This window comes from Pandoraea anapnoica, assembly GCF_902459765.1.
Classification (GTDB): domain Bacteria; phylum Pseudomonadota; class Gammaproteobacteria; order Burkholderiales; family Burkholderiaceae; genus Pandoraea; species Pandoraea anapnoica.
The window spans coordinates 424283-442137 of record NZ_CABPSP010000004.1 but is presented as its reverse complement, the minus strand read 5'-3'; the positions used below and the strand labels follow the sequence as shown (position 1 = coordinate 442137).

Sequence of the window (17855 nt, the reverse complement as noted above, 5' to 3'; positions counted from 1 at the left end):
CAGTTGCGGAGCACGTGCGGGGCGGGTGTGGCGTCGCGATGGTGCTGGAGTAGAGCGGTGTCGACGGGACCGGTGGCTTCGAGATAGGAAGCGGGAAGCGGGCGGTGTCGGTTGAGGCACTGGGTGCTTCGAGGGAGACGGACCGGGGCGCCTTTCTGCAGCGAGTTGGGTTTATGTCTGAGCGGCGGAAAGGGGCCCCGGTCCGTTAGGGGGAGGGTTTTAGGGGGGGGGGCGGGGGTAAAAATAACAGTCTGAGTCGAAACCCAACTCCTATACTTCGAGACACCGATGTGGTGCGAAGGAAGTGGTGCAGGAGGGCGGGCGCACCGAAAGCGTGCGCAAAGGGTGAAAAGGTTAGAAAAGGGTGGAAAAAGGGCGGAAAAACAGCTCGGGCATGGATATTGCTCGATCTCGACACAGCAATCTGCGGAGAAGCGTATGGTCGAGAGCTATAACGAGATGGCGAGCATCACGGGTGCGACGCGTTCGCACTACCGTCGGTTTGACGACTGGCTCAAATGTCAGTCAGACGATGTCTTGCACCATAAGCGAGCCGAGGCCGATCTGGCGTTCCGGCGCGTCGGGATTACCTTTGCTGTGTATGGGAATGAGGCGGGCACAGAGCGTCTGATTCCGTTCGATCTGATCCCTCGGATTATCCCTGCGCATGAGTGGCAGACCTTGCAGACGGGCTTGCGTCAGCGAGTCGAGGCGCTCAACAAGTTTATTCACGACGTCTACCACGACCAGAACATCCTGCGCGCGGGTGTTATCCCGGCGGATCAGGTGTTGAAGAACGCGCAGTACCGCCCGGAGATGCAGGGCGTAGACGTTCCCGGCGACATTTACTCGCACATTGCTGGCGTCGATGTCGTCAGAGCGGGAACGGGAGACGATGGCGTCTTTTACGTCTTGGAAGACAACTTAAGGGTGCCATCCGGCGTGTCGTACATGCTGGAGAATCGCAAGATGATGATGCGGTTGTTCCCGGAGTTGTTCGCGCGCAATCGCATCGCACCGGTGGAGCATTACCCGGACTTGTTGCTCGACAGCCTGCGGGCTGTAGCGCCGATCGGTGTGGACGATCCGACCGTCGTCGTCATGACGCCTGGCATCTACAACTCCGCCTACTTCGAGCATGCGTTCCTGGCGCAGCAGATGGGGATCGAGTTGGTCGAAGGGCAGGATCTGTTCGTTGAGGACAACCTCGTCTACATGCGCACGACCAACGGTCCCAGGCGTGTCGACGTCATCTATCGTCGCATTGACGACGACTTCCTTGATCCATTGGCCTTCCGTGCTGACTCGACGCTAGGCGTGCCGGGGTTGCTGAGCGTCTATCGTGCGGGACGCGTGACGCTGGCCAACGCCATCGGTACGGGTGTCGCCGACGACAAATCCATCTACCCGTTCGTCCCCGACATGATTGAGTTCTACCTCGGGGAGAAGCCGATCCTGAACAACGTGCCGACCTACCAGTGCCGCCGGCCCGACGACCTCGCGTACACCCTCGACAACCTCGGTGAGCTAGTCGTCAAGGAGGTTCATGGTGCGGGCGGCTACGGCATGCTCGTCGGTCCGGCGTCCAGCAAGGCAGAAATCGAAGCGTTCCGCCACAGGCTTATCGCGAAACCCGACGGCTACATCGCACAACCCACGCTGGCACTCTCCGCATGCCCGACCTTTGTAGAAGCCGGTATCGCGCCGCGACACATCGACCTGCGCCCGTTCGTGTTGTCCTCCGGCAAGGGTGTGACCATGGTGCCGGGCGGCCTGACGCGCGTAGCGCTCACAGAGGGTTCGCTGGTCGTCAACTCCTCGCAGGGCGGAGGGACGAAGGACACCTGGGTACTGGAGAAATGAGAGAAAAATGCGTGAACAGTAAGCGGCAGAGGCCATAGAAGGCGCGCAAGTCAGCCAGACCGCGCACATCGGAAAATTATCGGGAAGAGATCATGCTCAGCCGTACCGCCGACCACTTGTTCTGGATGGCCCGCTATATGGAGCGGGCTGAAAACACCGCTCGCCTGCTCGACGTCAACCTGCAAAACCTCCTGCTTCCGCAGGACGCCATCGACGACGAAGACGATACCGACTTGACGCAAGTCCTCGCCGGTGGCATCGACAGTGAAGCTGGCTGGCGCGCGACCTTGCGCATCTCCGAGCTGGAGCCGGCGTTCAATCGCAAACATGGGCGTGCGACGCGAGCCAACGTGCTCGACTTCGTAGTGCGCGACCCCGAGAACCCGTCGAGCATCGCCTGCTGTCTGGCCGCCGCGCGGGAGAACGCCCGTGCCGTGCGCGGCACACTCACGACCGAACTGTGGGAGACCGTCAACAGCACCTGGTTGGATTTCCCACGCATCCTCGATCTGCTTGAGCGCGACCCCGCGCACCTGTTCGAATGGGTCAAAGTGCGCTCGCACCTCTCGCGAGGCGTGAGCTTCGGCACCTTGTTTCAGGACGACGCGTTCTACTTCACCCGGCTCGGCCTGTTCCTTGAGCGCGCCGACAACACCGCCCGCATTCTTGACGTCCGTTTCCACGAAGCCGTGCGTGCCGACAAGGCGGGGCCGGATGCGTCGCATCCGACCGACTTCTACTACTGGTCGGCTGTGCTGCGCAGCGTCTCCGGCTTCGAAATCTACCGGAAGGTATACCGCGACGTCATCACGCCCGAGCGTGTGGTCGAGTTGCTGATGCTCAACGCGCACATGCCGCGCTCGTTGCTCGCGTCGCTCACCGGCGTGTGCGAGAACCTCGCCACGCTCTCCAACGCCCAGTCTGGCGACGTTGAACGCTATGCGGGCAAACTTCAGTCCGAACTCAAATACACCGACATCCAGCAGATTCGGCAGCAAGGCTTGCACGCCGTGCTGACCGAATTCCTCGAGCGAGTTTCCGTGCTCGGCAACAAGATCAGTCAGACCTTCCTGATCCCGCTCGCCGCCTGATGCCATGCGCCTGACCATCCGCCACGAAACGACCTACCGCTACGACACGCCGGTGCGCTACACCATCCAGCAGCTTCGGCTCACGCCGAGCGCGTCGGAAGTGCAGCGCATCGTGCAATGGCGACTGAGCGCGCCGGGCAAGCTCACGCCCGCGCGCGACGCCTTTGGCAACGACATGCATACGCTCGTGCTGCACCAACCGCACAATGAGATCCATCTGCTGGCCGAGGGCGAGGTCGAAACGACACCGCTCATGGACGGCAGGCTGGGGGAAACGAGCCATGCCGTACCGGTGTTATGCTTCGCCAGCCCTACGCCCCTGACGGGACGCAGCGATGGCATCGACGCACTGGCGGGCGACGCCGGGGTTGCCACGCCGGGAGAGTTGCTGGCGCTGGCTGCGGCCATTTGCGAGCAGGTCGATTACGAGTCGGGAATCACCGCCGTGACCAGCACCGCCGCACAGGCGCTCGCGCTGGGACGCGGCGTCTGTCAGGACCACGCACACCTCATGCTGGCCGTCTGCCGCGCGCGTGGCGTGCCGGCGCGCTACGTCAGCGGGTACATCGATCCGGGCGACGTGCCGCATGCGGCCAGCCATGCCTGGGTCGACGTGTGGGTCGATGGGGCAGGGTGGGTCAGCATCGACGTCACGCATGCCTGCTTCGCCAGCGGCAACTACTGCCGTCTGGCGGTGGGACGTGATTACGAATCCGCGGCGCCCGTCAGAGGAATGCGCAGCGGCGGTGCGACCGAGAAGTTGCACGTATCGGTTAGTGTCGATACGGCACCGCTCGGTCAACAACAATAGCTTTTCAACGTAGCGAGGCAGCGCGCCTTGCACGGCAAGACAGGAACGACATGACGTATTGCGTGGCCATGAAGCTCGATGCCGGGCTGGTCTTTCTTTCCGACACCCGCACCAACGCGGGCGTCGATCATGTGAGCACATTCCGCAAGATGCTCGTCTTCGAGCGTCCGGACGAACGCGTCATCGTGCTGCTCTCGGCGGGGAATCTCGCGTTGACGCAGGCGGTGCGCCAGCAACTGGTCGAGGCACGCGACACCGAAACGCTGTGGACTGCCAAGACCATGAGCGACGTGGCGCGCGTCGTCGGGCAGGCCATTCGCGACGTCTATACGCGCGACGCCAAGTCGCTCGAAGCGTTCGGCGTTGACTTCAATTGCAGCTTCCTGCTGGGCGGGCAAATCGCCGGTGCTCGCAGCCGTTTGTTCCAGTTGTACTCGGCGGGCAACTTCATCGAGGCGTCCTCCGTCAATCCGTACTTCCAGATCGGCGAGTCGAAGTATGGCAAGCCCATCATCGATCGACTGGTCACGCCCGCGACGTCACTCGACGACGGCGCGAAATGCGCTCTCATCTCGATGGACTCCACGCTGCGCTCGAACGTCTCCGTCGGGTTGCCGCTGGATCTGCTCGTCTATGAAGAGGACAGTTTGCGTGTGACGCGCTTCGCATCGCTCGACGACGAGAACGTCTACTACAAGATGATCCACGACACGTGGGGCTCGCGTCTGCGTCAGGTGTTCGACGAACTGCCCGAGCCGCAATGGGCGACGTCCAGCGTGGCCAGTGTGCCCGCTTCGTTGCCGCCGCGGGCCGAGCCGCCCGAAGGCATGCCCGGTGCGGACGAGCCGGGGAGCGTTCAGTCGCTCGCGCAGACCGTATCGCTCAAGATGCCGTCTTGACCCTCAGTTGCCAATGCGCGTCGGCGTTTGCGCGACGCGCATCTGCGCAGCCATCACGCCAACCCGAGACTGCGGTGCCGCTTCCGATACAGCCATGCGCTGACGGCAAGCGTTGCCGCTTCTGTGGCGAGTAGCGTGTACCAGATCGCACCGCCTCCGAAGAGCGCGTCGAGCAGCCAGAGAATGCCCAGCAGCAGAATCCAGCTGCGCAGCATCGCAATGGCCGCCGACGGGCCCGGCGCTTCGACCGCCGTCAGATAGCCCGCAACGATCAGATTGCCTGCGGCTGGCAGAAATGCCAGCGCGTACCAGATCACCGCGTGCTCCAGAATCGACCAGGCATCGCCACCGGCGGGCAGGAAGAGGAACGTCAGCGGACGCGCCAGCGTTGTCATGGCCACAGCGACCAGCAGCGAGAATCCCATCACCGAGATGACGCCCAGACGGAACGACCCCTGAAGCGCCTTCGCATTCTGCGCGCCGCGATAAAAGCTAATCATCGGCTGCATGCTCTGCACGAGTGCGACCATCGTCACGGTAGCCCCGAGTGTCATATATTCGAGGATGGCGTAAGCGGCCAGCCCCGGCTCACCGAAGCTCGCCAGAATCACGCGGTTGAAGACGAACACCGTCACCGCCGGTGCAATGGCCCCGAGGAACTCCGACGCACCGTTGTACATCGCACGCCACACGTGTGTTTCGCCGCCACCGAAGGCGCGACGGGCAGGTACCACTTGCTTCGCCAGGAAGAGGTGATACGCGAACATCACGCTGCTCGACACCATCATCGACAACCCGGTGGCCAGCGCGGCACCATGCATCCCCATCTCACGAACGACGATGAACCAGTAGTCGAGCGCCACGTTCGCGAGTGCGCCCATGAACATCGCATACAGGCCGAAACGGGCGGCGGGCGCGCCTTCCACGCGCAGGAACAGCTCCATGGCGTAGAGACCGTTGGCAAACAGCACGAACCAACCCCAGCCGGACAGATAGTCGACGACATCCGCCGTGATCGCGCCTCGCGCACCCAGCGCGGCAGCGATCTCGTGCTTGAAGATGAGCACGGCAGCACTCATCACGACGCCTGAGGCGAGCATCACCCACAGCACCTGCGAGAACGCGCGACGCGCCTCAGCATGACGCTGTTCACCCAGCAGACGGGCGATGAGCGTTGCGCCCCCGACGCCGACCATCACGCTGACCGCGTACGGCACATAAAGCAACGGCACCACGAGGTTCAACGCGGCCAGCGCTTGTTGGCCGACATAGCGGCCGATGAAGATGCCGTCGATCAGCGTGTAGATCGTGTAGACCCAGCCAGAGAGGATCGTCGGAATTGCGAGAGAGGTAAATTCCTTGAGCAGAGACGTCCTTGCGCCCTGCGAATGATTGTGATGATTGGTAGACGTGGAAAGAGACATGGTCCCCCCGATGACTTCGCACCGCGTCGTGTCGGGACGCGGCTCACCGTGGCTTGCACATCAAAGGCTTCAGAACTTCAGAGACTTCGGGATGGAGAGGGTTGTCGCTCACGCGCAAGCGATGGCGTAAGCGCTCCGCCGCGCTGCGTGCCACCCGAGCGGGTGGACGTCAGCGAGGCAGTCAGGCGGACGGAGGGAACATCGCCTGGTGCAGATGCACCCAGACGACGCCTTGCCGGGAGGAACAGAAGAGGAGGAAATTCATGATGTTTGTCATTCAGCCCGGAATGCCGGGCGCGTATGACAGACAAGCCGTATCACACCGAAGTTCCCGCGCTTGACGTCAAGCGACAGCTGACATCATGGGAACGTCACGATAAAAAAGGGGCGCCGAAGCGCCCCAACATGGGTCCAGCAAGAAAGACGGTATCGCCGTTATTGTTGTGCGCCGCCGTTAAACCACGCGGCGATCTTCTGGCGCTCTTCATCGGTCATTTGCGTCACATTGCCCAGGGGCATCGACTTGAGCGCGACCGATTGTTGATAGATGCGTTGTGCGTTCTGCGAGATCTCGGCGGGTGTATCGAGCATCACGCCGGCCGGTGCGCTGCCCATCATCGTCGGCTTGGCCGAGTGGCAGGTGGCGCAACGTTGCGTGAGAATCGGCTGAATCTCCGAGAGCTTCACGGTCGGGGCGGCAGCTTCACCGTGCGCGCCGGCGGCAGGTGCCGGGGCGGGGCGCGGGGCGGCAAACACGGCAACGCCTGCGAGCAGTGCAGCACCGGCAACCGGCAGCGCGTACAGATTCTTGCCTGCGTGACGCAGCACGAAGAACTGACGAATCATTGCGCCTGCGGCCATGATGATCGTGAGGATCACCCAGTTGTACGGGTTGCTGTACGTGAACGCGTAGTGGTTGCTGATCATGATGAACACGACCGGCAGCGTGAAGTACGTGTTGTGCACCGAACGTTGCTTGCCGAGCTTACCCCAGATCGGGTTCGGGACTTCGCCCTTCGAGAGCGCATCCACGCTCTTGCGCTGGCCCGGAATGATCCAGAAGAACACGTTCGCCGACATCGACGTCGCCATCATTGCGCCAACGATCAGGAAGGCAGCGCGACCGGCGAAGATGTGCGTCGTTGCATACGTTGCGGCCACCACGAACAGTGCCACACCAATACCGAGCACACGCTCGTTCTTGCCCAGCAGACGGCACAGGAAGTCATAGACGAACCAGCCGCCGATCAGGAATGCGACCGCAAGGCCCACGGCCTGGCCCGGTTGCAGATCCATCACGTTCTTGTCGATCAGATACGTCTGCGGTTGCAGCAGGTACAGCACGCAGAACAGGGCGAAGCCCGAGAGCCACGTCGTGTACGACTTCCACTTCGACCAGTGCAGATCTTCCGGCATCTGCGGCGGCGAATTCAAATACTTCTGGGCGTGGTAAAAACCGCCGCCGTGCACCGACCACATCTCGCCGAACACGCCTTTCTGTTTGTCCTCGGCAGCTTTGGGCGGCTTCAGACCATTGTCCAGCATCACGAAATAGAACGACTCGCCAATCCAGGCAATGGCCGCCACCACATGCAGCCAGCGCAGCAACAGATTGACCCAGTCGGTAATAAACGCTTCCATCTTATGTTCTCCTCAACTGCCTGACGTTCACGTTCGCGATTTAGCTACCGCGATACGTTGAAAAGCTCCACGGCGACACCAGAAGGGGCACGTGGTAATGCTGGGAAGGCTCTGCGATGCCAAAACGCAGCACCACGCGATCCACGAAGCGCGGCGACGGCACTTCCACGCCCTGTGCGGCGAAATAGTCGCCCGCGTGGAACACCAGCTCGTATTCGCCTGCGGCGAATTCCTCACCTTCGAGCAGCGGCTTGTCGCAGCGGCCGTCGGCATTCGTCTGCACGTCGCGCAGCGAACGGCGCTCGCCGTCCACGCGCCACAACTCGACACGGATGCCCGCGCCTGGCTTGCCGTGCGATGTATCTAGTACGTGGGTAGTCAGTCGTCCCATGATGTCTCCTGTGATGGATGGGTGCATTGTAGGGAGATGGCGGCCCGGCAACGCGCGCAATACCAAAGATAAAAACGCGCACATACCCCGTTATGCAGGACAAAAACATGACGCGCATCAATATGGCATCCCGACGTCTGAAGCGTACGCCGCGTGCACCGGAATTGGGATTTTTTGGAGGACTATTGGATTCTGTTATCCAGCGTATAACGCATGACGTATGAGCCGTTATCGCGATAGGAGACGGATCGCCCGGGAAGCCCAATGGTTACGTGCATGCTTGGGGAAAACCCGAGACGCAAGATAAGCATTCATGCATACGTTCCATGAAAAAAACACTATAGCCTCCGGCGGTCTTGCCGCAAAGTGCGTCGACCTGCACCATTGAGTCACCCTAAAAATAGACATTAAACAGCCCCCCGAGGGACGGAGACGCAATGAGTGTGACAACCAATACCGTGGATCCGGTCGATGAGCGACTGCCGATCGGAAAATTGTTCATGCTGGGCCTGCAACACGTTCTGGTGATGTACGCGGGCGCGGTCGCCGTGCCCCTCATCATCGGCGGCGCGCTGGGCCTGCCTAAGGATCAGATTGCGTTTCTGATCTCCGCCGATCTGATGTGCTGCGGCATCGCCACGCTGATTCAAAGTGTCGGTGTGGGTCGTTTCGGTATCCGTATGCCCGTCATCATGGCGGTTACATTTGCTGCCGTGGGGCCGATGCTCGCCATCGGCACGAACCCCTCGCTAGGCTTGCCCGGTATCTTTGGGGCAACCATTGCCTCCGGCATCATCGGCACGCTGATCGCGCCGCTCGTCGGCAAGCTGCTGCGCTTCTTCCCGCCGATCGTGACCGGCATCGTCATTACGTCCATCGGGCTGACCATCATCGGCGTGGGCATCAACTGGGCGGCCGGCGGCGTAGGCAACCCGGACTACGGCGACCCGGTCTACCTCGGTGTGTCGTTTGCTGTGCTTATCTTCATCTTGCTGATCACGCGCTTCGTGAAGGGTTTCTTCTCGAACATCGCCGTGCTGCTCGGCATCCTGTTCGGATTCGGCATTGCGCTGTTGCTGCACAAAGTGAATTTCGACGGTCTCGATCAGGTGAAATGGTTCGACGTCGTGCTGCCGTTCCACTTCGGCATGCCTGTGTTCGATCCGTGGGCCATTGTGACGCTCACCATTGTGATTCTGATTACGTTCATCGAGTCGACGGGCATGTTCCTCGCGCTGGGCGAGATCGTCGGCAAGCCGGTGGATGAGAAGGCGCTGGTCGCTGGTTTGCGTGTCGATGGCGTCGCCACCGTCATCGGCGGCCTGTTCAACACCTTCCCGCACACCTCGTTCTCGCAGAACATCGGTCTCGTTGGCGTGACGGGCGTGAAGAGCCGCTGGGTGTGTGCCTCGGCCGGCGTTATCCTGCTCGTGTTCGGCCTGATTCCGAAGATGTCCGTCGTCGTAGCGTCCATTCCCCAGTTCGTGCTGGGCGGCGCGGGCGTCGTCATGTTCGGCATGGTGCTCGCCACGGGCATCAAGATCCTGTCCAAGGTCGACTACTCGCATAACCGCTACAACCTGTATATCGTAGCCATCAGCATCGGTATGGCGATGATTCCGGTCGCGTCGAACAAGTTCTTTGCGAAGATGCCGGAACAGCTCGCGCCGTTGCTGCATAGCGGGATTCTGCTCGCTACGCTGTCTGCCGTGATCCTGAACGCCTACTTCAACGGCTTCAAAGCGCCGGTGACGCATGGCAACGGTCACGGCGAGAAGAACGGATCGGGCATGGGCCTGGAGGCGCATTGATGAAAACGTTGCTCGTCAAGAATGCTGAAGTGCTGGTCACGATGGACGCCGGTCGCCGCGAAATCGCGCGCGGCGGGCTGTACATCGAAGACAACCGGATCGTGGCCGTCGGCACCAGCGATATGCTGCCGGAGAGTGCCGATGAGGTGCTCGATCTGACGGGGCACGTCGTCATTCCGGGTCTGGTCAACACGCACCACCACATGTACCAGAGCCTTACGCGGGCCATTCCGGCCGCGCAGGACGGCGAGTTGTTCAACTGGCTGACGAACCTTTATCCGGTATGGGCGAACCTTACGCCGGAGATGATTCGCGTCTCAACGAAGACGGCGATGGCCGAGTTGCTGCTCTCGGGCTGCACCACGTCGAGCGACCATCTCTATATCTACCCGAATGGCTGCAAGCTCGACGACAGCATCGAAGCCGCCGCTGAGATCGGCATGCGCTTCCACGCGAGCCGGGGCAGCATGAGCGTTGGCCAGAGTCAGGGCGGACTGCCGCCCGACCGTGTGGTTGAGCGTGAAGACGAAATTCTCAAAGACACCCAGCGCCTCATCGAGACGTACCACGACGAAGGCCGTTACGCGATGCTGCGTGTGGTCGTCGCCCCTTGCTCACCGTTCTCGGTGAGCCGTGACCTGATGCGCGAGTCGGCCACGATGGCGCGCCACTTCGGCGTGTCGTTGCACACCCATCTGGCCGAGAACGTCAACGACATTGCCTACAGCCGCGAGAAGTTCGGCATGACGCCAGCCGAGTACGCGCAGGATCTTGGCTGGGTCGGTCACGATGTCTGGCACGCGCACTGTGTTCAGCTCGACGACGCAGGTATCGCGCTCTTCGCGAAAACCGGTACCGGCGTTGCGCATTGCCCGTGCTCAAACATGCGGCTAGCGTCGGGCATCGCCCCGATTCGCCGGATGCGAGACGCCGGTGTGCCCGTCGGACTAGGCGTGGACGGCTCGGCGTCCAACGACGCGGCGAGCATGATCAACGAAGCGCGTCAGGCGCTGCTGCTGCAACGGGTCGGATTCGGCCCAAGCGCCATGACGGCGCGCGAAGCGCTGGAAATCGCGACGCTCGGCGGTGCGCGCGTGCTGGGGCGCGACGACATCGGCGTGCTCGCTGCAGGCATGGCGGCGGATTTCGTCGCGTTCGATACGCGTAGCGTCGGCATGGCGGGCGGTCTGCACGACCCCGTGGCGGCGCTCGTCTTCTGTAATCCTGGACAAGCCGCGTACAGCGTGGTGAACGGACGGGTAGTGGTGCGCGAAGGGCGTCTGACGACGCTCGACCTGCCGTCGCTCGTCACGCGTCACAACGCGCTGGCGCGGCAACTGGCCGAGGCTTCCCGATAAGGCGTTGCCACACCGGCCGCACATTCATGGTGTGAGGCCGCGGGACTGCTCACCCAAATCGGCAGATTCGGGTGAGCCGGTTCCGGCGTGGCGATGGGCAGTCGGGAAGTCGGGGTGGCGTTCCTGTGCATGGGGAACGCTGCCGTGCGGTTCGGCGGGGCGGTGGGGGCCGCTCCGCCGGTAAAAATCGGCACAGCCCCTCTGATTGAATCGATATCAGGACGGCGTACGCGATTCCAGCAGGGTGCGCGTTGCGTCGGAAATCACGCTGCGCAGCCAGCGCACTTCGTCCGAGTAGTGCGTGCGCTCATGCCACAGCTGGTAGTACTGCATCGGCGGGAAATCGATAGGCGTCTCCAGCACCGTGAGCGGCAGGAATTCCGCGTAGTGGTCGGCAAACAGGCGCGTCGTCGTGAAAATCAGATCGGATTTCAGCAGGACGTACGGCGCCAGATTGAAGTACGGAATCGTGACGACCACATTTCGCTTCAGACGCTCGCGCGCGAGGTGCATGTCAATCGCACCGCGCTGGGCGACGGAGTAGGGCGTCGGCGCGAGGTGCGGGCTGCCAAGATATTGCTCCAGCGTGAGCCCGCGCTTGGCGTACGGATGCGTATTACGGACCAGACACACGATCTGGTCGACGAACAGATTCGAGAGGTGCAGCTGCTCGGGTGGTTCCGGCCAGTTGCCGATCACGATATCCACTTTGCCGTCTTCGAGCGCGTGTTCGTAGTCGAAGGCGGGGCCGAGCGAGTGCAGTTCCAGTTGCGCGTTGGGGGCTTGCTGGCGAAAACGCTCGACGACCGTCGGCACGAACAGCGTATTCAGATAGTCGGGCGAGCCGATGCGGAACGTGCGCACCGTCGTGGCCGGGTCGAAATTCGACTGCTGCACCGTAATGCGCTCGATTTCGCGCAATGCGTTTTGCGTCGGCTCCAGTAACGACTGACCGTATTCGGTCGGCACCATGCCCGACTTGCCGCGAACCAGCAGCGGATCACCGGTAATGTCGCGCAAACGGCGTAGCGCAGCGCTGATCGCCGGCTGCGACTGATTCAGTTTGACGGCCGCACGCGTCACGCTGCGCTCGATCAACAGGGTGTGAAGAACGCGCAGCAAATAAGTGTCAATCGGTTCGCGGTTTTGGCTCATGAGAAATATAACGATCCGAATATGTCGGACCCTGTAGTGCATAAGTAAATCATTATGAAGGACAAGGTCGGGGGCCTCTATAGCGGAAAGTCCCTATCAGTAAAATAGACGCGCGTCGTTCGTAAGGTGGCCTTAGATGTCCCTGTTAATGACACAGACTCGACATTTCGCCGCGAATTGGGTATTTTCGGACCGCCCAAGCCCCGAACTCAGACTCAGTCAGACTCCGCCAGTGACCCTTTCCATGCAATCGACGCCACGTCTGGCGCTGACCGGCATCACTAAACGCTACCCCAGCGTGGTAGCTAACGACGACATCGCGTTGAGCGTATTACCCGGCGAGATCCACGCTGTACTGGGTGAGAACGGCGCAGGTAAAAGCACGTTGATGAAGATCATCTACGGTGCCGTGCGCCCCGATGCCGGGGAAATCCTCTGGGAAGGCCAGCCGGTTCGCATCGACAGCCCGGCGGCGGCACGCAAGCTCGGCATTGGCATGGTCTTCCAGCATTTCTCATTGTTCGAGACGCTGACCGTCGCCGAGAACATTTCTCTTGCGCTCGACGACGCAGGACGCGATCTCAAAGCGCTGGCCAAACGCATCCGCGAGGTCTCGACCCAGTATGGACTTGAGGTCGATCCGCTGCGCCACGTGCACAGCTTGTCGGTGGGGGAGCGTCAGCGCGTGGAAATCGTGCGCTGCCTGTTGCAGAATCCGCGTCTGCTCATCATGGACGAACCGACCTCGGTGCTCACGCCGCAGGCCGTTCAAAAACTCTTCGCGACGTTGCGCCGCCTCGCCGCCGAGGGATGCAGCATCGTCTATATCAGTCACAAACTCGACGAAATTCGCGACCTCTGCGACCGCGCGACCGTGTTGCGTGGCGGACGTGTCTCGGGTCACGCCGTGCCGCGCGAAGAAACGGCCGAGACGCTGGCGCAGATGATGATCGGACGTGCATTGCCGCAGATCGAGCGTCGTGCGCATCAGCCGGGCGACGTGCTGCTGTCTCTCAAGAACCTCTCGATGACGAGCGAAGATCCGTTCGGGACCTCGCTGCACGACATCAATCTCGATGTGCATGCGGGCGAAATCGTCGGGATTGCGGGAGTGTCCGGCAACGGGCAGGCCGAGTTGCTGGCAGCGCTCTCGGGCGAGACTCGCGCACCGCATGCAGAAGCCATTGCGTTGCACGACCGCGCGGTCGGCCGCATGGGCGCGGCCACGCGGCGACGGCTCGGACTCGCCTTCGTCCCCGAGGAGCGTCTGGGACGCGGCGCAGTGCCGAGCATGTCGCTCGCGGATAACGCCTTGCTGGGCGCCTCGGGCACGGCGCATCTTGGCTTGCTTCGCGGGGGATGGATTCGACGGGGCACGTTGCGCAAGTTCGCCACGCTGTGCATTGAACGCTTCAACGTGAAGGCCGGTGGCCCGGACGCCGCCGCGCAAAGCCTCTCGGGCGGCAATTTGCAGAAGTTCATTGTCGGACGCGAGATTTTGCAGGAGCCGCGGGTGCTGGTGGTGGCGCAACCGACGTGGGGTGTTGATGTCGGGGCGGCGGCCTTTATCCGACAGCAATTGCTGGACCTGTCGGCGCGTGGCGTGGCCGTGCTGGTGCTGTCCGAAGAACTCGACGAGTTGTTCGAGATTTGTGACCGGATTACCGTGCTGGCGCAAGGACGTTTGTCGCCCGTGCGTCAGCCCGAGCAGACCGACGCGCGTGAGATCGGTCTGTGGATGGCGGGGATGTTCCCCGGTGGCCCGGGAGAACGCACCGCAGCAGCCTGACAGGCAAACACGGGCAAGCGCGGCATTTTCCGTTTTCGACGTGTCCCGGAGCGTGACGAGCGACCGCTTGCCAGCCGGAACACCGCAATGTTTTCATCGGTTTTCATCGATTTATCAGACACCATGTTCGATCTCACGCTTGAGCCACGGCCAAGTCCTTCCCGCACCATGCGGCTCGCCATGCCGCTGGTGGCCACGCTCATCACGTTGGCTGGCGGCGTGCTCATCTTCAGCTTTCTCGGCAAGAATCCGGCGCAGGCGATGGCCGCATTCTTCCTCGCGCCGATCAGCAGTCTGAACGGCTGGTCGGAGTTGCTGCTCAAGGCGTCCCCGCTGTGCCTGATCGCGTTGGGACTCGCCATCGGTTATCGCGCGAACGTCTGGAACATCGGCGCAGAAGGGCAGTTGTTGCTCGGCGGGATCTTCGCGTCCGGCGTGGCGATTCATTTCGACGGGCATGGCGGTGCGTGGTTGCTGCCACTGATGATGGCGGCCGGTGCGCTCGGCGGCATGCTGTGGGCTGCGATTCCGGCGCTGCTACGCGTGCGCTTCAACGCCAATGAGATTCTCGTGAGCCTGATGCTCACCTACGTCGCCACGCAACTGCTGATCTATCTGGTCAGCGGGCCGTGGCAAGACCCGCATGGGATGAACTTCCCGCAATCCATCAACTTCAGCCGCGAAGCGCTGTTCCCGCGCTTCTTCGGCGACTGGCACTGGGCGACGTGGCGGGGCACTCGCCTGAATGCCTCGATCTTCATGGCCGTAGCGGCGGTGCCGCTTGCGTGGTTCTTCATGCGCAAGAGCTTCGCGGGATACCGCATGGAAGTCGGTGGGCTCGCACCGCTCGCCGCACGCTATGCCGGTTATTCGGAACCGCGCGCCGTCTGGCTCGCGTTGCTGATCGGTGGCGCGGCGGCCGGGCTTGCCGGGACGGGCGAAGTGGCCGGGCCAGTGGGACAGTTGCAGGCGACGTGGGCGCCGGGGTATGGCTTCACGGCCATCATCGTCGCGTTCGTCGGCCGGTTGCATCCGGTGGGCATTGTGCTGGCGAGTCTGCTCATGGCGCTGCTGTATCTCGGCGGCGAAGCGGTGCAGACGTCGCTCCAGTTGCCCAAAGCCATCAGCGGCGTGTTCCAGGGACTGCTGCTGTTCAGCCTGCTGGGCTGCGACGTATTTGTGAACTACCGACTGCGTCGGCGCGCTCGTGCGCTGACGCGCGACGCCTGAGGAACGCAGCATGGACTGGATCAATCTGCTGACGCCGCTGGCCGCAAGTGCGGTGATCGCCGCCATCCCCCTGATGCTCGCCGCACTGGGCGAACTCGTCACCGAGAAATCGGGCGTACTCAATCTCGGCGTGGAAGGCACGATGCTCATGGGCGCCATCGGCGCGTTCGCCGTCACCGTGCAGACGGGTAGCCTGTGGCTGGGCGTGATCGCCGGTATTGCGTCGGGCGTCGTCATGTCGGCCGTTTTCGCGTGGCTCACGCTCTCGCTCATGGCCAATCAGGTCGCGACAGGCCTGGCGCTGACGATATTCGGTATTGGCCTGTCGGCGTATGTCGGTCGTCCGTACACCGACGCAACGATTCCGATGCTGCGCGATATGCCGATTCCGGGGCTGTCGTCGATTCCCGTGCTGGGTGCTTCGATCTTCTCGCTCAATCCGTTGGGGTATTGCTCGGTCGCATTGCTCGCGGCAATTGCATGGTTCCTTTACCGTACCCGCGCCGGTCTGGTGCTGCGCTCGATTGGCGAAGCGCCTTCGGTCGCCCATGCCATCGGCTACCCAGTGGTGCGGATTCGCTATTTCGCGACGCTGTTCGGCGGTGCCATGTCGGGACTCGCCGGGGCCTATTACTCCGTCGGCTATCTGCGTCTGTGGCAGGAGAACCTGACGGCCGGACGCGGCTGGATCGCGCTCGCGCTGGTGGTCTTCGCCACATGGCGGCCCGGACGCACGGCGCTCGGCGCGCTGCTGTTCGGCGTCGTCATGGCGCTGCAGTTTCAGGCGCAGGCGATGGGCATTCGTATCCCTTCGCAAGCGCTCGCAAGCCTGCCGTATCTGGCGACCATCGTGGTGCTGGTGATCATTTCCCGCAATCGTCAGACGATTCGACTGAACGCGCCGGCGTCGTTGGGCAAACCGTTCTTTGCCGGGTCCTGATGCCGGATAGATGCCAGGTTGAAGTCGGGTTGACGACAGCGTGCACGCAGTAAGAGATACAAGCATTTCACTGAAACAATCGATGACGAGGAGAAAATCGATGCGACGTAAAGTCCTGATCACAATGGCAAGTCTGGCGGCCGCCATGCTGGTCTCCGCCTGCGGCAAGCAGGAGAACACGACCGCCAACGCGCCGGCGGCAGCGTCCGATGCGCAGGCATCCGCAGCACCGGCGGGCAAGGGCCCGATGGGTGTGGCGTTCGTCTACATCGGCAACCCGGGCGATGCAGGCTGGACTTTTGCGCATGAGCAGGGCGCGAAGGCAGTCGAAGCCAAGTACGGCGACAAGGTCACCGTGACCCGCGTGGAGAACGTGCCGGAAGGCGCGGACTCGGAGCGCGTGTTCCGCGATCTGGCGAGCAAGGGCAACAAGCTGATCTTCGGCACATCGTTCGGCTACATGGATTCGATGGTCAAGACGGCCGCCGATTTCCCCGACGTGACGTTCGAGCACGCCACGGGCTTCAAGTCCGCGCCGAACCTCGGCACGTATGACGTGCGCACGTACGAAGGTGCGCATCTGGCGGGCGTCGTCGGCGGTTACACCACGAAGTCGAACGTGATCGGCTATGTGGCGTCGGTGCCGATTCCCGAGGTGATCCGCAATATCGATGCGTTCACCATCGCCGCGCGCGAAGTCAATCCGAAGGTCAAGGTGAAGGTCGTCTGGATCAATAGCTGGTTCGATCCGGGCAAGGAGCGTCAGGCCGCGGAATCGCTGGTGGGTCAGGGCGCTGACGTGCTGATGCAGAACGTCGACTCGGCCGTGGTCATGCAAGTGGCCGAAGAGAAGAAGATCCACGCCTTTGGCTGGGATTCGGATATGAGCAAGTTCGGCCCGAACGCACATCTGGCATCGGCCGCCATCGACTGGAGCAAGTACTACATCCGCACGGTCGACGAAGTCATGCAGGGTACGTGGAAGAACACGCCGGTCTGGGGCGGCATCAAGGAAGACGAAATCAACCTGGTCGCTATCAACGACAAGGCCGTGTCGGAAGCTGCCCGCAAGGCGGTGACCGCACGCCACGACGCGATCCGCGACGGCAAGTACGACCCGTTCACCGGCCCGCTCAAGGGGCAGGACGGCAAGGAAGTCGTGCCTGCGGGCAAGACGCTCAACGACGACGAAAAGCACCAGATCAACTGGTTTGTCGAAGGCGTCGAAGGTTCGCTGCCGAAGCAGTAATGTTTGTGCCGCTGCGTGCGGCAAGGCCGATGAAAAAGCCGCCAGCCGATGCTGGCGGTTTTTTTATGGATGCTCGCAATCTATGCGATTTTTCGTCGTGGGAGTCCTTCGGGCCGGTCGTCGCCCGGCGCTCCCGGCTCAGCAAGCGTCACAAGGTGCGACGCCATGCACAGGGCGCGTGACACGCATCGGTGTTAAAATGT

Annotated in this window: 14 protein-coding genes; 10 read left to right on the top strand and 4 right to left on the bottom strand. The window is 62.1% G+C overall.

All coding sequences use genetic code 11. The annotated features are described in order from the left end of the window. Positions 1 to 438 precede the first annotated feature (438 nt). From PAN31117_RS10025 to PAN31117_RS10010, 4 genes are all read left to right on the top strand, one after another. The gene (locus tag PAN31117_RS10025) at positions 439 to 1863 is read left to right on the top strand and encodes a circularly permuted type 2 ATP-grasp protein (protein ID WP_174990903.1); all 1425 of its coding nucleotides are present in this window, start codon (positions 439 to 441) and stop codon (positions 1861 to 1863) included. Between the two features lie 92 nt (positions 1864 to 1955). Then, a complete protein-coding gene (locus PAN31117_RS10020) occupies positions 1956 to 2954 on the top strand; it encodes an alpha-E domain-containing protein (RefSeq protein ID WP_150738051.1) in 999 nt (332 codons plus the stop codon). A gap of 4 nt (positions 2955 to 2958) precedes the next feature. Then, positions 2959 to 3765 (top strand): transglutaminase family protein, encoded by an 807-nt coding sequence (locus PAN31117_RS10015; protein WP_150738050.1) that lies wholly within the window; start codon positions 2959 to 2961, stop codon positions 3763 to 3765. 50 nt (positions 3766 to 3815) lie between these two features. After that, positions 3816 to 4664, top strand: a complete 849-nt coding sequence (locus PAN31117_RS10010; RefSeq protein WP_150738049.1) for a proteasome-type protease — start codon at positions 3816 to 3818, stop codon at positions 4662 to 4664. Positions 4665 to 4717: 53 nt separating this feature from the next. On the opposite strand, the gene PAN31117_RS10005 is transcribed toward PAN31117_RS10010, so the two are convergent. From PAN31117_RS10005 to uraH, 3 genes are all read right to left on the bottom strand, one after another. Further along, positions 4718 to 6088, bottom strand: a complete 1371-nt coding sequence (locus PAN31117_RS10005; RefSeq protein ID WP_150738048.1) for an MATE family efflux transporter — start codon at positions 6086 to 6088, stop codon at positions 4718 to 4720. Between the two features lie 435 nt (positions 6089 to 6523). Beyond that, positions 6524 to 7729 carry a urate hydroxylase PuuD gene (locus tag PAN31117_RS10000; RefSeq protein WP_150738047.1) on the bottom strand — a complete coding sequence of 402 codons (1206 nt, stop codon included), beginning with the start codon at positions 7727 to 7729 and terminating at the stop codon, positions 6524 to 6526. Positions 7730 to 7769: 40 nt separating this feature from the next. Then, positions 7770 to 8120, bottom strand: coding sequence for a hydroxyisourate hydrolase (gene uraH, locus PAN31117_RS09995; RefSeq protein ID WP_039398651.1), 351 nt, complete (start codon positions 8118 to 8120; stop codon positions 7770 to 7772). A 437-nt stretch (positions 8121 to 8557) separates the two neighbouring features. Here uraH and PAN31117_RS09990 point away from each other — a divergent pair, with 437 nt between their 5' ends. Both PAN31117_RS09990 and PAN31117_RS09985 read left to right on the top strand, forming a co-directional pair. Then, positions 8558 to 9931: a nucleobase:cation symporter-2 family protein gene (locus PAN31117_RS09990; protein WP_039398648.1), complete on the top strand. Its 1374-nt coding sequence runs from the start codon at positions 8558 to 8560 to the stop codon at positions 9929 to 9931. After that, entirely contained in the window at positions 9931 to 11289 is a 1359-nt protein-coding gene (locus PAN31117_RS09985; protein ID WP_150738046.1) for an 8-oxoguanine deaminase, read from the top strand. The genes PAN31117_RS09990 and PAN31117_RS09985 overlap by 1 nt, the downstream gene beginning before the upstream one ends. Before the next feature lie 216 nt (positions 11290 to 11505). On the opposite strand, the gene PAN31117_RS09980 is transcribed toward PAN31117_RS09985, so the two are convergent. Then, complete coding sequence (locus tag PAN31117_RS09980) at positions 11506 to 12444, bottom strand: LysR substrate-binding domain-containing protein (RefSeq protein WP_039398644.1); 939 nt, start codon at positions 12442 to 12444, stop codon at positions 11506 to 11508. Between the two features lie 244 nt (positions 12445 to 12688). Between PAN31117_RS09980 and PAN31117_RS09975 the strand changes: the two genes are divergently transcribed. The 4 genes from PAN31117_RS09975 to PAN31117_RS09960 all read left to right on the top strand — a co-directional run bounded on the left by PAN31117_RS09975 (position 12689) and on the right by PAN31117_RS09960 (position 17652). Beyond that, complete coding sequence (locus PAN31117_RS09975; protein ID WP_150738045.1) at positions 12689 to 14233, top strand: ABC transporter ATP-binding protein; 1545 nt, start codon at positions 12689 to 12691, stop codon at positions 14231 to 14233. An 87-nt stretch (positions 14234 to 14320) separates the two neighbouring features. After that, positions 14321 to 15463: an ABC transporter permease gene (locus PAN31117_RS09970; protein WP_246189002.1), complete on the top strand. Its 1143-nt coding sequence runs from the start codon at positions 14321 to 14323 to the stop codon at positions 15461 to 15463. A gap of 10 nt (positions 15464 to 15473) precedes the next feature. Next, entirely contained in the window at positions 15474 to 16403 is a 930-nt protein-coding gene (locus PAN31117_RS09965; RefSeq protein ID WP_150738044.1) for an ABC transporter permease, read from the top strand. 100 nt (positions 16404 to 16503) lie between these two features. Next, positions 16504 to 17652 (top strand): BMP family ABC transporter substrate-binding protein, encoded by a 1149-nt coding sequence (locus tag PAN31117_RS09960; protein ID WP_150738043.1) that lies wholly within the window; start codon positions 16504 to 16506, stop codon positions 17650 to 17652. Positions 17653 to 17855 lie beyond the last annotated feature (203 nt).

Coding starts and splice junctions, on each gene's coding strand:
- uraH (WP_039398651.1), bottom strand. CDS start 8,120: ATGGGACGACTGACTACCCACGTACTAGATACATCGCACGGCAAGCCA.
- PAN31117_RS10025 (WP_174990903.1), top strand. CDS start 439: ATGGTCGAGAGCTATAACGAGATGGCGAGCATCACGGGTGCGACGCGT.
- PAN31117_RS10005 (WP_150738048.1), bottom strand. CDS start 6,088: ATGTCTCTTTCCACGTCTACCAATCATCACAATCATTCGCAGGGCGCA.
- PAN31117_RS09980 (WP_039398644.1), bottom strand. CDS start 12,444: ATGAGCCAAAACCGCGAACCGATTGACACTTATTTGCTGCGCGTTCTT.
- PAN31117_RS09960 (WP_150738043.1), top strand. CDS start 16,504: ATGCGACGTAAAGTCCTGATCACAATGGCAAGTCTGGCGGCCGCCATG.
- PAN31117_RS09990 (WP_039398648.1), top strand. CDS start 8,558: ATGAGTGTGACAACCAATACCGTGGATCCGGTCGATGAGCGACTGCCG.
- PAN31117_RS10020 (WP_150738051.1), top strand. CDS start 1,956: ATGCTCAGCCGTACCGCCGACCACTTGTTCTGGATGGCCCGCTATATG.
- PAN31117_RS09970 (WP_246189002.1), top strand. CDS start 14,321: ATGTTTTCATCGGTTTTCATCGATTTATCAGACACCATGTTCGATCTC.
- PAN31117_RS09975 (WP_150738045.1), top strand. CDS start 12,689: ATGCAATCGACGCCACGTCTGGCGCTGACCGGCATCACTAAACGCTAC.
- PAN31117_RS09985 (WP_150738046.1), top strand. CDS start 9,931: ATGAAAACGTTGCTCGTCAAGAATGCTGAAGTGCTGGTCACGATGGAC.
- PAN31117_RS10010 (WP_150738049.1), top strand. CDS start 3,816: ATGACGTATTGCGTGGCCATGAAGCTCGATGCCGGGCTGGTCTTTCTT.
- PAN31117_RS09965 (WP_150738044.1), top strand. CDS start 15,474: ATGGACTGGATCAATCTGCTGACGCCGCTGGCCGCAAGTGCGGTGATC.
- PAN31117_RS10015 (WP_150738050.1), top strand. CDS start 2,959: ATGCGCCTGACCATCCGCCACGAAACGACCTACCGCTACGACACGCCG.
- PAN31117_RS10000 (WP_150738047.1), bottom strand. CDS start 7,729: ATGGAAGCGTTTATTACCGACTGGGTCAATCTGTTGCTGCGCTGGCTG.